A 12598-nucleotide genomic window follows, 5' to 3' on the forward strand; every position below is an offset into this window, starting at 1 on the left:
TTCCGGTCATGTGTGGCGATCCACGACGGAACCGCACAGGGCACTGTGGGATTTCTCCATCCGGACCGCGTCCAGCGGCCGATCGTCGCGGTCCCTTGGCTGATCGGCGGAGCAGGTCTAGCATTGCCCCTCGTGCTCGCGCGACATTCGTGCGCATGGAAGGACATCGTCCGATGGCTCTCGAGAAGCTCACGCTGGCTCCCGACTTCGAACTCGCGAACCAGTACGGCGAGCGCATCCAGCTCGGCGACTTCCACGGGCGGCGCAACGTCGCCCTCGTCTTCTTCCCGCTCGCCTTCTCCGGCACCTGCACCGGCGAGTTCTGCGCACTGCGCGAGAACCTCTCGCTGTTCGAGCACGCCGAGGTCGAGCTGATCGGCATCTCCGTCGACTCCAAGCACACCCTGCGCGCCTGGGGCGAGAAGCAGGGCTACGACTTCACGCTGCTCTCCGACTTCTGGCCGCACGGCGACGTCGCCAAGCAGTACGGCGTCTTCCTCGAGGGCAAGGGCTACGCGACGCGCGCCACCTTCCTCATCGACAAGGAGGGCGTCATCCGCGACACCTTCATCACCGCGCCCGGCGAGGCCCGCTCGATGGACGACTACCGCGCCGCGATCGACGCGCTCACCCCGGCCCACGCCTGACACCCTCCGCGAGATGCCACTTATGATCGCCTTTCACGGCGTGTCGCGCTCATAAGTGGCATCTCGCGGACTGCGCCAGCGCGTCAGTTGAGGATGTTCACGGCTCGGGAGATGACCAGGGCCAGCAGGACGAAGCCGGTGACGCCCTCGAGGGCCATCAGGAGCTTCACCCGGCTGGACAGCGGCATCGTGTCGGTGGGGCTGAACGCCATGGTGTTCGTCGTCGAGACGTAGAGGTAGTCGACGAAGCCGGGACGCCAGTCGGCCTTCTCGGAGGAGCCGACCGCGACCTCGCTGACGGTGTCGCGGTAGGTGTCCTGCGGGAAGGCGAAGTCGGCGGGCGGCAGCTGCGAGCGCTCGAGCGTGCCGCGGGAGACGGGGCCGCCGCGGTCGAGCTCCCAGTAGATCAGCGCGTAGGCGACGACGTTGGTGACCCAGACCTGCAGCGCGGTGAGCAGCAGGAGCGGGCCGTCGGCGGATCCGTCGACGAGGTCGATCACGACCCGGACGACGTTGATCTGGTTCGCCGCGGCGAGCACGACCGCGAGGGCGATCGACACTCCGCGGGACCAGCGGGTCTCGGTGTCCAGGCGCCGCGGGTTGACCACGAACAGCGGGATCAGCAGCGCGAGCGTCAGGACCGCCGCGGCGATCCGGACGACCGAGGTGCCGGGATCGTGCCCGACGAGATTGAGCACCACGGCCACGAGGATCGCGGCGGAGGCCGGCCAGCGGCTCTCGGCCCGGCGTCTCGCGCGGGTGTCGTCCGTGTCCGCCATGCGCCGAGAGTAGCGGTGCGAGCCGTGTCGTAGGATCGATCCGATCGTCCGCGGCCCGGCCGCGACGGGGGCCTTTAGCTCAGTTGGTAGAGCGCCACGTTTACACCGTGGATGTCATCGGTTCGAGCCCGGTAGGGCCCACAGGGGAACCTCGCGAGGCCTCTGGTCAGCGGGACTGGCGGCGCTTGTAGGGCTTGGGCTGGCCCTTGACGACGGGGGCGCGGCCGGCGCCCTTCGAGGCCTTGGCCTTGCCGCCGGACTTGGGGGCCTCCTCGGGCTCGTCGCCGAGGGCGGCGAGCTCCTCGCGGGCCGAGGCGAGGCGCTGGCGGCCGGCGGCGGTGAGGGTCGTGGCGGCGGCGCCCGGCTCGAAGAGCGGGCGGCCGAGGTCGAGCTCGACGGCGGCGACGGAGGAGTCGAGCTTCGCGCGGGAGATGCCGAGCTTCTCGGCGGCGCGCACGAAGTGGAGCTCCTCGGCGACGGCCACGAAGTGACGCAGCTGGCTGATCTTCATGAGGAACCCTTCGCGGCCGCTCGCTGCGACCGCCTCCACCCTAGGCGGACCCCGGCGCGCGGCGGACACGCGCCCCGGCGCGGACGGACCCTCGCGGACACCCGCCCCGGTCGAGACCGGCCCTATGCCGGCCCTACGCGGACGGCGTCAGCCGCTGATCGCCGACGACCCCGAGCAGCCGGAGGGCCTCGGCGGAGGCGGGCGATCCGGCCCGCGGCGTGAGCACCAGCAGCACCTGCGCCTGGTTCTCGGTGAAGAGGGCCTGGCAGTCGACGTCGATCTCGCCGACCTCGGGGTGCCGCAGGGTCTTGTGGTCCTCGAAGCGGGCCGTGACCTCCTGGAGCTCCCAGTAGCGGCGGAACTCCTCGCTCCGACCGAGCAGCGACGCGATGATCCGGGCGGCCAGCGGGTCGGCGTCGGGTGCCGCGGCGGCGAAGCGCAGCTGGGCGGTCTGCATCCGCCCCTGGTGCTCGTGCTCGCGCTCGGGGTAGCTGCGGCGGGCCTCGTCGGGGTGCGCGAACCAGCGGTGGATGCCGCTGCGGTCCAGGCCGGTCCAGGCGGCGCCGTCGCCGAAGAGAGCCCGGGCCAGGCGGTTCTGCACCAGGGTCTCGCCGAGCTCGGTGATCACCAGCGCGGGAGTGTCGTCCAGCCGGTCCAGCACGCGGAGCAGCCCGGGGGAGACGTGCTCGTCGCGCCGGTGCCGGTCGGGCGGGGTCTGCCCGGCGAGCCGGAAGAGGTGGTCGCGCTCGTCGAGGTCCAGGCGCAGCCCGCGGGCGATCGCGGTGAGCATCTGCTCGGACGGCTGCGGGCCGCGCTGCTGCTCGAGCCGCGACCAGTAGTCGGCGGACATGCCGACGGCGGCGGCGATCTCCTCCCGGCGCAGGCCCGCGGTGCGGCGGCGCGCTCCGGGCGGCATGCCGACATCGGACGGCTGCAGCCGCTCGCGTCGGCCGCGGAGGAACTCGGCGAGCGCAGGTCGGTCCATGCGCTCATCCTGCCGGTCCGCGCGCATCGCGGACCAGGGAGCGCCGATCCCTGGATCGTCCAGCCCTTCCGGCCCGCGCGGCCCAGGGCGACGCTGGGGTCAGCCGGGCGGGACAGCCCGGGACACGGAGGAGACCACATGAAGACCACGGGCAGCACCATCCTGATCACCGGCGCGACCTCGGGCATCGGCCGGGGCCTCGCCGAGCGCTTCCTCGACGCGGGGAGCACGGTGATCCTCGGCGGTCGCCGCAGCGAGCTGCTGGACGAGTTCACGGCGGCCCACCCCGGTTCGCACTCGGTCGTGATCGACGTCACCGACCCGGAGTCGATCGCCGCCGCGGTCGAGACGGTCACCCGGGAGCACCCCGACCTCGACGTCGTCGTCACGATGGCCGGCATCATGCTGCCGGAGGACCTGCAGGACTCGGGGCACCTCGACACCGCCGCGGCCATCGTCGAGACCAATCTGCTCGGCACGATCCGCACGCTGACCGCCTTCACGCCGTGGATCGCCGCGAAGCCGGACGGCGTGCTGATGACCGTGTCCTCGGGGCTCGCGTTCGTGCCGCTGCCGGCGACCCCGACCTACAGCGCGACCAAGGCCGCGGTGCACTCCTACACGCAGAGCCTGCGGGCGCAGCTCGCGGAGACTCCGGTGCAGGTGATCGAGCTGGTGCCGCCGGCCGTGCAGACGACGCTGATGGGGCAGCAGGACGACCCGAGCGCGATGCCGCTGGAGGAGTTCCTCGACGAGACGGTCCGGATCCTCGCCACGCAGCCGGACGTGGAGGAGGTGCTCGTCGACCGGGTGCGCTTCCTCCGCGACGCCGAGGCCGAGGGGCGCCACGCCGACGTGCTGGCGCTGCTCAGCAGCCGCCACTGAGCCCGTCGCGGGGCGCCGCCGCCGCTCGGCCGTCGTTCGGCGACTGTTCTCCGACAGGTGTTGCGCTGGAGCGCTCTCACACCTACCCTCGCGGGCGTGGCCGGAACCCGAAGCCGGCCGCGGAGGAGGCCATTGTGGGCGCGCTCGTCTACAGCGGTGTGGCCTCGATCGACGGCTACACCGTCGACGAGACCGGGGACTTCAGCTGGGCCACGCCCCGCCCCGAGGTGCACCGCTTCATCAACGAGACCGAGACCGGAGTGGGCACGTACCTCTACGGCCACCGGATCTACGAGACCATGCGCGGCTGGGACGCGGGCTACGAGCTCGCCGAGCAGTTCGCCTTCATCCACGACTTCCAGGAGATGTGGCGCGCGGCGGACAAGGTCGTCTACTCGACGACCCTGCCCGCCGTGCGCACCCGCCGCACCCGGCTCGAGCGGACGTTCGATCCGGTGAGCGTGGCGCAGGAGGTCCGCTCGAAGCCGCACGACGTCTCCGTCGGCGGCGCAACCCTCGGGGCGCAGGCACTCCTGGCCGGCGTGGTCGACGAGATCCGCTGGTACGTGGCGCCGATCGCGGTGGGCGGCGGGACGCCGTTCCTCCCGCACGGCTTCCGCAGCCGCCTCGAGCTCCGGCAGCAGCGCAGCTTCACGGACGGAACGGTGTTCCTCCGCTACGGCGTGAAGCCCTGAGGAGGAGCGACGCGGGCGCCGGTCAGGCGCGGGCCGGCTCGTCCGCGCCGACCAGTGCCGCGATCCGGGCGGCGATCCGTGCACCCTGCGCCCGGCCGGCCTGCGCGGCGGCGGGGCGGACCTCGGGGTCGAGCGAGTTCGGGCCGAAGGCGGCGATCGACGCCTCGTCCGCGTAGACGACCTCGACGCGCGAGCCCGACAGTGCCTCGAGCTCGGCGGTGGGCAGCGTGCCGACACCGGGCGAGCCGATACCGGGCATCGGCGTGATGACGACCACCCAGTCGGCACCCGCGGCGAGGTCGGCGTTGCTCCCGGAGCGCACCCCGCCGTCCATGTAGCGGACGCCGTCGATGCTCACCGGCGGCCAGACGCCGGGCACCGCGCAGCTGGCGGCGATGGCGTCGACCAGGCCGACGCCGCTCGTGCGGTCGAAGACGGTGAGCGCTCCGGTGGCGGTGTCGATCGCGGTGATCAGGAGGCGCTGCTCGGGCCAGTCGGCGTCGGCGATCCGCGCGGCGATGACGTCGCGGCGGGACTCCTCGGAGAGGGTCGCGGTCTCGAGGGCGAGCACGCCGATGCGGCGCCGGGCGTCCTCGGGCGAGGTCGCACCCTCGATCGCTGCGGCGTAGCTCGCCTGCAGGCGCTCGACGTCGACGACGGCGCCGATCTCGGCGGACTCCTCGCGCAGCTGGGACTCGTAGGCCTCGTCGAGGCCGACGGAGGTGCTCAGCTGCGAGGCGACGGCGGAGCCGGCCGAGGTGCCGATCAGGGTCGTGGCGGGGTCGAGGAGGAGGCGGGCCGCCTCGGGCGAGGCGTCGCTGAGGCCGCGGACGATGCCGAGCTCCCAGGCGATTCCGGCGAGGCCGCCTCCGGCGAGGACGAGGGCTCCGGGCATGGGTGGTCCTTTCGATGGTGCGGTGAGGGGTGCTGCCAGCCTGGCCCCCGAGGCTGGGAGGCGCCGGCCGGTGGCGCGTGTCCGGCGGTGGTCAGGCGCGGGCTGCGGCGATGGCGTCGGCCGCGAGCCGCGCTGAGCTGTCGCGGTCCCGGAGCCAGAGCGGGACCGAGTGGACGCGCAGACCGGTGCCGTCGAGGGCGCCGACGGCCGCCGCGTCCTCCTCGCCGACCAGCCAGGCGTCGAGCAGGCCGCCGGTGGAGCGCGCGCCGTAGTGCCGGCCCACCGCCTCCGCCGAGGTCTCGACCCCGATGGCGGGCAGGCAGTGGTCGGCCATCCCGCGCACCACCGCGCCGCCGATGATCGGCGAGACGCCGACGACCGGAGCCGAGGTGGTCCGCACGGCCTCCGCGATGCCGGGCACGCCGAGGATCGTCCCGATCGACACCACCGGGTTGGACGGGGCGATCAGGACCGCGTCGGTGTCGGCGATCGCCTCGAGCACGCCCGGGGCGGGACGCGCCTCCTCGACGCCCTGCTGCACGAAGCGGCGGGCGGGCACCGACGCGCGCAGCCGCACCCACCACTCCTCGAAGTGCAGCAGCCGGACGCCCTCGCCGGGCAGGTCGACCTCGACGTGGGTCTCGACGTCGGAGTCGGACATCGGCAGCAGGCGGACGCCGAGCGGCCAGCGCGCGGTGATCCGCTCGGTGGCCTCGGAGAGGGTCAGCCCGTCCCGCAGCATCGAGGTGCGGGCGAGGTGCGTGCCGATGTCGAGGTCGCCGAGCGTGAACCACGGCCAGCCGACGCCGAACGCGGTCAGCTCGGCCGAGACGCGCTCGCTCTCGCCGGCCCGGCCCCAGCCGCGCTCGGTGTCGTTGACACCGGCGAGCGCGTAGGTGAGCGAGTCGAGGTCGGGGCAGACCTTCAGGCCGGTCAGCCACATGTCGTCGCCGGTGTTGGCGACGACCGTGATCTCGGAGGGACCGCCGCCGGCCGCCTCGAGGTCGCGGAGGTGCTCGCGGACCGCGGAGGTGAAGCGGGCGCCGCCGACGCCGCCGGCCAGGATCGTGATGCGCATCCGTCGACGCTACCGCGGACCGCGGACACCGCGGATTCCGAAGGACCGGCGCCTTAATGCTGCGGATCCGCGCCGGAAACACCCGGGAAACGTCGGAGGACGACGATGAACCCCTGTCCGGCGCACGGAGCGGAAGCGGTCATTGCCTTCGACCCTCGCGCGGACCACAGTGAGACCACGGCCCCTCGGCCCCGCCTCCCGCGTCTCGCGGGACCTCGGCGGAGCCTCGACCGGGCCGACCGAAGCATGGAGGTACCGATGACCATCGTCCGCGCAGCGATCACCCAGACCACGTGGACCGGCGACAAGGAGTCGATGCTCGACAAGCACGAGCAGTTCGCCCGCGATGCCGCCGCCCAGGGAGCGCAGATCGTCTGCTTCCAGGAGCTGTTCTACGGCCCGTACTTCGGCATCACCGAGGACAAGAAGTACTACCGCTACGCCGAGCCCGCCGACGGCCCGATCGTGCAGCGCTTCGCCGCGCTGGCCAAGGAGCTCGGCACGGTGATGATCCTGCCGATCTACGAGGAGGACATCACCGGCGTCTACTACAACACCGCCGTGGTCGTCGACGCCGACGGCACGATCCTCGGGAAGTACCGCAAGCACCACATCCCGCACCTCGACCGCTTCTGGGAGAAGTTCTACTTCCGCCCCGGCAACCTCGGCTACCCGGTCTTCGACACCGCCGTCGGCAAGGTCGGCGTCTACATCTGCTACGACCGGCACTTCCCCGAGGGCTGGCGCGAGCTGGGCCTGAACGGCGCGCACATGGTGTTCAACCCGAACGCGACCAAGCCGGGCCTCTCCAACCGCCTGTGGGAGGTGGAGGGCCCGTGCGCCGCCGTGGCGAACGGCTACTTCGTGCTCCAGCCCAACCGGGTCGGCCGCGAGGACAACGAGTACGGCGAGCTGGCCGTCGACTTCTACGGCACGAGCCAGGTGATCGACCCGCGCGGGAACTTCGTCGGCGAGCGCGGCTCGGGCGACAGCGAGGAGGTCCTGATCCGCGATCTGGACCTCGACATGGTGCAGCAGATGCGCGACGACTGGCAGTTCTACCGCGACCGCCGTCCGGACTCGTACACGAGCATCGCCACGCCCTGACCGCCGACGAACCGACCGCGCGACCGCCGCAGCACCGGAACCACCGAGGAGCATCGATGAAGACCCTCATCACGAACGGCACGGTCGTCAACGCGACCGGCACCGCCACCGCCGACGTCCTGATCGACGGCGAGACCATCGCCGCGGTGCTCGCGCCCGGCTCGACGCTGCTGGGCTTCGACCTCGCGGCGAACGTCGACCGCGTGATCGACGCGGCCGGCAAGTACGTCATCCCCGGCGGGATCGACGCGCACACGCACATGGAGATGCCGTTCGGCGGCACCTTCGCCTCGGACACCTTCGAGACCGGCACCCGGGCCGCGGCCTGGGGCGGGACGACCTCGATCGTCGACTTCGTCGTGCAGTACCCGGGCGAGAGCGTCGTCGACCGCTACCAGGCCTGGCAGGAGAAGGCGGCCGGGAACTGCGCGATCGACTACGGCTTCCACCAGATCCTCTCCGACGTGCAGGACTCGTCCCTGGTGGCGATGGACGAGCTGATGGACGAGGGGGTGACCAGCTTCAAGCTCTTCATGGCCTACAAGGGCGTGTTCCTCTCGGACGACGGGCAGATCCTGCGGGCGTTCCAGAAAGGCGCGTCGAACGGCGCGATGATGATGATGCACGCCGAGAACGGCGCGATCATCGACGAGCTGGTGAAGCAGTCGCTCGCCGCCGGCAACACCTCGCCCTACTTCCACGGCACCTCGCGGCCGTGGCAGGCGGAGGAGGAGGCGACGCACCGGGCGATCATGATCGCGGACCTCACCGGCGCGCCGCTCTACGTGGTGCACGTGTCGGCGAAGCAGGCGGTGGAGCAGATCGCGCAGGCCCGCGACCGCGGGATGAACGTGTTCGGCGAGACCTGCCCGCAGTACCTCTACCTCTCGCTCGAGGAGCAGCTCGGCGCGCCCGGCTTCGAGGGCGCGAAGTGGGTGTGCTCGACGCCGCTGCGCTCGAAGGCGGAGGGGCACCAGCACCACATGTGGCAGTCGCTGCGCACCAACGACATCCAGATGGTCTCCACCGACCACTGCCCCTTCTGCATGAAGGGCCAGAAGGACATGGGCGTCGGCGACTTCTCGAAGATCCCGAACGGCATCGGCTCGGTCGAGCACCGGATGGACCTGATGTACCAGGGCGTCGTGTCCGGGCAGATCTCGCTGCCGCGCTGGGTGGAGCTGACCTCGACCACTCCGGCGCGGATGTTCGGGATGTACGGGAAGAAGGGCGTTATCCAGCCCGGCGCCGACGGCGACGTGGTCGTCTACGACCCGAACGGGCACACCTCGATCGGCATCGGCGAGGGCCGCAGCCACCACATGAACATGGACTACTCCGCCTGGGAGGGCTTCGAGATCGACGGCCACGTCGACACCGTGGTCTCTCGCGGCAAGGTCGTCGTCGACTCCGGCGAGTACATCGGCACCAAGGGCGACGGGAAGTACATCAAGCGGGGCTTGTCCCAGTATTTGATCTGACCCGAAGTCCCCTTTTCCCACCGCAACGAAGGAAGCCCCATGGACTTCGGAGTCGTCCTCCAGACCAACCCGCCCGCCTCGCGCACCGTCGCGCTCGCCGTCCTCGCCGAGACCTACGGCTTCGACTACGCGTGGACGTTCGACTCGCACCTGCTCTGGCAGGAGCCGTACGTCATCTACTCGCAGATCCTCGAGAAGACCCACCGGATCACCGTCGGCCCGATGGTCACCAACCCGGCGACCCGCGACTGGACCGTCATCGCCTCGCTGCACGCGACGCTCAACGAGATGTACGGCAACCGCACCGTCTGCGGCATCGGCCGCGGCGACTCCGCCGTCCGCGTCACCGGCGGTGCTCCCACCACGCTGAAGACCCTGCGGGAGTCGATCCACGTCATCCGCGAGCTCGCGAACAGCCGCTCGGTCGAGTACAACGGCTCGACCCTGCAGTTCCCGTGGAGCCGCGGCTCCTCGCTGGAGATGTGGGTCGCCGCCTACGGACCGCTCGCGCTCAAGCTGGCGGGGGAGACGGGCGACGGGTTCATCCTGCAGCTCGCCGACCTCGACATCGCGCGCTGGATGATCCAGACCGTCAAGGACGCGGCGGCGAACGTCGGCCGCGACCCGGAGTCGCTGCAGTTCTGCGTCGCGGCGCCGATGTACATCGGGACCGACCGGGCGCACATGTACGACCAGTGCCGCTGGTTCGGCGGGATGGTCGGCAACCACGTCGCCGACATCGTCGGCCGCTACGGCACCTCGGGCGCCGTCCCGCAGGCGCTGACCGACTACATCGCCGGGCGCGAGGGCTACGACTACAACGAGCACGGGCGGGCCGGCAACTCGCACACCGCGTTCGTGCCCGACGAGATCGTCGAGCGCTTCTGCGTCCTCGGCACCGCCGACGAGCACATCGCGAAGCTGACGGCGCTCGCCGAGATCGGCGTCACGCAGTTCGCCGGCTACCTCCAGCACGACAACAAGGAGGAGACGCTGCGCGTGTACGGCGAGCGCGTCATCCCGGCGCTCGGCCCGCACATCGTGGCCAAGGCATGAGGTCGCCGGCCGCGACGCGCGGAGTCCTGCTCGGCGCGGCCGGGCTGCTCCTGCTCGCGGTGCTCTGGGAGGTCTACAAGGCCCTGGGGCCGGAGACCGGCGTCGTCGTCGGCGGGGTCACCGTGCTCCCGCGCACCAGCGCCATCGCGATGCCGCACCTGTGGGAGATCGCCGGGCGGCTCGTCGAGCCGGTGACCGGTGCCCGCAACGCGCCGGTGCTCTGGCTCGCGGTGCTGCAGGCCAGCGCCTTCTCGCTGGGCGTCGCGGCCGTGGGCTGGGTCGTCGGCGTGGTGGTCGGGCTGCTGCTCGCGGTGCTGATGCAGCGCTTCCGCACGGCCGAGTCCGCGGTGCTGCCGTGGATCGTGCTGAGCCAGACGGTGCCGCTGATCGCGATCGCACCGCTGGTGCGCCGCTGGGGCTCGCAGCTCGAGCTCGGCGCCTTCACCTGGGAGAACTGGATGTCGGTGGCGCTGATCGCCTCCTACCTCGCCTTCTTCCCGGTCTCGATCGGCGCGCTGCGCGGACTGAACGCGCCGTCGTCGCACCAGGTCGAGCTGATGCGCGTCTACGGCGTCGGCTGGTGGAAGACGCTGCTGCGGCTGCGCCTCCCCGCGAGCGTGCCGTTCCTCCTGCCGGCGCTGCGGCTCGGTGCCGTCAGCGCCGTGATCGGCACCGTCGTCGCGGAGGTCTCGATCGGCCTGCGCGGCGGCATCGGCCGGATGATCATCGAGTTCGCCTCCTCCGCCGGGGGAGACCCCGCCAAGCCCTGGGCGCCGATCCTGGGCGCGGTGCTGGTGGGCCTCGCGGCCGCCGGCGTCGTCGGCCTGATCGGCACCGCGCTCCGTCCGTTCCGCAGAGGGGAGCAGCCCGCATGAGCGCTGCCGAACCGGCCGTCGTCGTCGACTCCGTCACGAAGACGTTCACCACGAAGAAGAGCACGAGCGTCACCGCGGTCGACACCGTCTCGCTCGAGATCGCCGCGGGGGAGTTCGTGTCGCTGATCGGACCCTCCGGCTGCGGCAAGTCGACGCTGCTGCGCCTGATCGCCGACCTCGACGAGCCGACCTCCGGCTCGATCTCGGTGTTCGGCAAGACGGCGCGGCGGGCCCGGCTCGACCAGGACTACGGCATCGCCTTCCAGCAGGCGGGGCTGCTGCCCTGGCGGAGCATCCGGGCGAACATCGCGCTGCCGCTCGAGCTGCACGGCGTGGGCACCGCCGCCCGCCGGTCGCGGGTCGACGAGCTGCTGGCGCTGGTGGGGCTCGGCGACTTCGCCGACTCCTACCCCGATCAGCTCTCCGGCGGGATGCAGCAGCGGGTCGCCATCGCGCGCGCCCTCGCCGAGAGCCCCCGGCTGCTGCTGATGGACGAGCCCTTCGGTGCCCTGGACGAGATGACGCGCGAGCGGATGCAGACCGAGCTGCTGCGCATCCGGAGCGAGACGGGGGCCGCCGTGGTCTTCGTGACGCACTCGATCCCGGAGGCGGTGTTCCTCTCCGACCGCGTCGTCGTGATGTCGCCGCGACCCGGGCGGATCCGCGACGTGCTGCGGATCGCGCTGCCGGACTCCTCCGAGCGCGAGGCGGGGGTGCGCGAGGACGCGGCGTTCTTCGCCGACGTCGGGGCCGTGCGCGAGCTGCTGCACGGCGACGCCGCCGCGGTGCCGCGCGGGGTGGAGAACCGGTGAGCAGCCCCGCGCTCGCCCGAGCGGTCGTCGCGCCGCTCGTGCTCGGTGTCGCGGCGCTGCTGCTCTGGCAGGTCGGCGTCACGGCGCTCGACGTGCAGCCGTTCGTGCTGCCCTCGCCGCTCGCGATCGGGGCGGAGTTCGCGCAGAACGCGGGCTCGGTCCTGGCGGGGAGCCGGGTGACCGGCGGCAACGCGCTGATCGGGCTCGTCGCCGGGGCGGTGCTCGCGGTGCTCGTCGCCGGGGTGTCGGCGCTGGTGCGGGTCTTCGACGGGCTGACGGCGGCGATCGTCGCCGCCGCGGCCGTCGTGCCGATCGTGGCGCTCGCCCCCGTGCTCTACACGATGTTCGGCGCCAACGTCGAGACGGCCCGGCAGCTCGTGGCGGCGCTCGCGGTCTTCGTGCCGGTGTACGTCAACACGCTGCGCGGGCTGCGTCAGGCTGCTCCCGTGCATCGCGATCTGATGCGCGCCTACGCCGCCTCGCCGTGGCAGACGGCGCGGACGATCACGCTGCCCGGGGCGGTGCCGTTCTTCTTCACGGGGCTGCGGATCGCCTCCTCGCTCGCCGTGATCTCGGCGCTGGTCGCCGAGTACTTCGGCGGGCCGATCGGCGGGCTCGGCAAGTCGATCACCTCGGCCGCGTCGGGCAGCGACTACGCGCTGGCCTACGCCTACGTGCTCGGGGCCGTGCTCGTCGGCCTCGTCTTCTACTGCGTCACCGCGGGCCTCGAGGCGCTCGCGCTGCGGCGCAGCCACGCGCGCTGAGACGCGCCCCTCGACTCCCGCCGGCTCG

At 71.9% G+C, this 12598-nt stretch carries 14 protein-coding genes and 1 tRNA gene; 10 read left to right on the plus strand and 5 right to left on the minus strand.

What is annotated here, in order from left to right:
- Positions 1-173 precede the first annotated feature (173 nt).
- Complete coding sequence (locus tag EDF45_RS07380) at positions 174-647, plus strand: peroxiredoxin (protein ID WP_123445665.1); 474 nt, start codon at positions 174-176, stop codon at positions 645-647.
- A gap of 83 nt (positions 648-730) precedes the next feature.
- On the opposite strand, the gene EDF45_RS07385 is transcribed toward EDF45_RS07380, so the two are convergent.
- Positions 731-1426 carry a DUF1345 domain-containing protein gene (locus EDF45_RS07385; protein ID WP_123735485.1) on the minus strand — a complete coding sequence of 232 codons (696 nt, stop codon included), beginning with the start codon at positions 1424-1426 and terminating at the stop codon, positions 731-733.
- A gap of 68 nt (positions 1427-1494) precedes the next feature.
- Between EDF45_RS07385 and EDF45_RS07390 the strand changes: the two genes are divergently transcribed.
- Positions 1495-1567, plus strand: a tRNA-Val gene (locus EDF45_RS07390).
- 25 nt (positions 1568-1592) lie between these two features.
- On the opposite strand, the gene EDF45_RS07395 is transcribed toward EDF45_RS07390, so the two are convergent.
- Both EDF45_RS07395 and EDF45_RS07400 read right to left on the minus strand, forming a co-directional pair.
- Positions 1593-1937, minus strand: coding sequence for a LysR family transcriptional regulator (locus tag EDF45_RS07395; protein WP_123735486.1), 345 nt, complete (start codon positions 1935-1937; stop codon positions 1593-1595).
- 133 nt (positions 1938-2070) lie between these two features.
- Positions 2071-2922 (minus strand): helix-turn-helix transcriptional regulator, encoded by an 852-nt coding sequence (locus EDF45_RS07400; RefSeq protein ID WP_123735487.1) that lies wholly within the window; start codon positions 2920-2922, stop codon positions 2071-2073.
- Between the two features lie 138 nt (positions 2923-3060).
- Here EDF45_RS07400 and EDF45_RS07405 point away from each other — a divergent pair, with 138 nt between their 5' ends.
- Positions 3061-3807 (plus strand): SDR family oxidoreductase, encoded by a 747-nt coding sequence (locus EDF45_RS07405; RefSeq protein ID WP_123735488.1) that lies wholly within the window; start codon positions 3061-3063, stop codon positions 3805-3807.
- Positions 3808-3941: 134 nt separating this feature from the next.
- Positions 3942-4502, plus strand: coding sequence for a dihydrofolate reductase family protein (locus tag EDF45_RS07410; protein WP_123735489.1), 561 nt, complete (start codon positions 3942-3944; stop codon positions 4500-4502).
- 22 nt (positions 4503-4524) lie between these two features.
- On the opposite strand, the gene EDF45_RS07415 is transcribed toward EDF45_RS07410, so the two are convergent.
- Both EDF45_RS07415 and cofD read right to left on the minus strand, forming a co-directional pair.
- Positions 4525-5397 carry a patatin-like phospholipase family protein gene (locus EDF45_RS07415; protein ID WP_123735490.1) on the minus strand — a complete coding sequence of 291 codons (873 nt, stop codon included), beginning with the start codon at positions 5395-5397 and terminating at the stop codon, positions 4525-4527.
- A gap of 91 nt (positions 5398-5488) precedes the next feature.
- Positions 5489-6475, minus strand: coding sequence for a 2-phospho-L-lactate transferase (gene cofD / locus EDF45_RS07420; RefSeq protein ID WP_123735491.1), 987 nt, complete (start codon positions 6473-6475; stop codon positions 5489-5491).
- A 258-nt stretch (positions 6476-6733) separates the two neighbouring features.
- On the opposite strand from cofD, the gene EDF45_RS07425 reads away from it, so the two are divergent.
- The 6 genes from EDF45_RS07425 to EDF45_RS07450 are packed head-to-tail and all read left to right on the plus strand — an operon-like array spanning position 6734 to position 12570.
- On the plus strand, positions 6734-7582 hold the full coding sequence (locus EDF45_RS07425; protein WP_123735492.1) for a nitrilase-related carbon-nitrogen hydrolase: 849 nt from the start codon (positions 6734-6736) through the stop codon (positions 7580-7582).
- Between the two features lie 56 nt (positions 7583-7638).
- Positions 7639-9063 carry a dihydropyrimidinase gene (hydA, locus tag EDF45_RS07430; protein WP_123735493.1) on the plus strand — a complete coding sequence of 475 codons (1425 nt, stop codon included), beginning with the start codon at positions 7639-7641 and terminating at the stop codon, positions 9061-9063.
- Between the two features lie 39 nt (positions 9064-9102).
- A complete protein-coding gene (locus tag EDF45_RS07435; protein ID WP_123735494.1) occupies positions 9103-10119 on the plus strand; it encodes a TIGR03842 family LLM class F420-dependent oxidoreductase in 1017 nt (338 codons plus the stop codon).
- A complete protein-coding gene (locus tag EDF45_RS07440) occupies positions 10116-10994 on the plus strand; it encodes an ABC transporter permease (RefSeq protein WP_123735495.1) in 879 nt (292 codons plus the stop codon). Before EDF45_RS07435 ends, EDF45_RS07440 begins: the two co-directional genes overlap by 4 nt.
- Positions 10991-11806 (plus strand): ABC transporter ATP-binding protein, encoded by an 816-nt coding sequence (locus EDF45_RS07445; RefSeq protein WP_123735496.1) that lies wholly within the window; start codon positions 10991-10993, stop codon positions 11804-11806. The genes EDF45_RS07440 and EDF45_RS07445 overlap by 4 nt, the downstream gene beginning before the upstream one ends.
- A complete protein-coding gene (locus tag EDF45_RS07450; RefSeq protein ID WP_123735497.1) occupies positions 11803-12570 on the plus strand; it encodes an ABC transporter permease in 768 nt (255 codons plus the stop codon). The genes EDF45_RS07445 and EDF45_RS07450 overlap by 4 nt, the downstream gene beginning before the upstream one ends.
- Positions 12571-12598: the final 28 nt, after the last annotated feature.

The sequence above is a fragment of the Rathayibacter sp. PhB186 genome (assembly GCF_003751825.1).
In the GTDB taxonomy this organism is placed as follows: Bacteria; Actinomycetota; Actinomycetes; order Actinomycetales; family Microbacteriaceae; genus Rathayibacter; species Rathayibacter festucae.

What these genes read in the sequence shown, in the direction of transcription:
- EDF45_RS07380 (WP_123445665.1), top strand. Translation starts at nt 174, where the DNA reads ATGGCTCTCGAGAAGCTCACGCTGGCTCCCGACTTCGAACTCGCGAAC.
- EDF45_RS07385 (WP_123735485.1), bottom strand. Translation starts at nt 1,426, where the DNA reads ATGGCGGACACGGACGACACCCGCGCGAGACGCCGGGCCGAGAGCCGC.
- EDF45_RS07395 (WP_123735486.1), bottom strand. Translation starts at nt 1,937, where the DNA reads ATGAAGATCAGCCAGCTGCGTCACTTCGTGGCCGTCGCCGAGGAGCTC.
- EDF45_RS07400 (WP_123735487.1), bottom strand. Translation starts at nt 2,922, where the DNA reads ATGGACCGACCTGCGCTCGCCGAGTTCCTCCGCGGCCGACGCGAGCGG.
- EDF45_RS07405 (WP_123735488.1), top strand. Translation starts at nt 3,061, where the DNA reads ATGAAGACCACGGGCAGCACCATCCTGATCACCGGCGCGACCTCGGGC.
- EDF45_RS07415 (WP_123735490.1), bottom strand. Translation starts at nt 5,397, where the DNA reads ATGCCCGGAGCCCTCGTCCTCGCCGGAGGCGGCCTCGCCGGAATCGCC.
- cofD (WP_123735491.1), bottom strand. Translation starts at nt 6,475, where the DNA reads ATGCGCATCACGATCCTGGCCGGCGGCGTCGGCGGCGCCCGCTTCACC.
- EDF45_RS07425 (WP_123735492.1), top strand. Translation starts at nt 6,734, where the DNA reads ATGACCATCGTCCGCGCAGCGATCACCCAGACCACGTGGACCGGCGAC.
- hydA (WP_123735493.1), top strand. Translation starts at nt 7,639, where the DNA reads ATGAAGACCCTCATCACGAACGGCACGGTCGTCAACGCGACCGGCACC.
- EDF45_RS07435 (WP_123735494.1), top strand. Translation starts at nt 9,103, where the DNA reads ATGGACTTCGGAGTCGTCCTCCAGACCAACCCGCCCGCCTCGCGCACC.
- EDF45_RS07440 (WP_123735495.1), top strand. Translation starts at nt 10,116, where the DNA reads ATGAGGTCGCCGGCCGCGACGCGCGGAGTCCTGCTCGGCGCGGCCGGG.
- EDF45_RS07445 (WP_123735496.1), top strand. Translation starts at nt 10,991, where the DNA reads ATGAGCGCTGCCGAACCGGCCGTCGTCGTCGACTCCGTCACGAAGACG.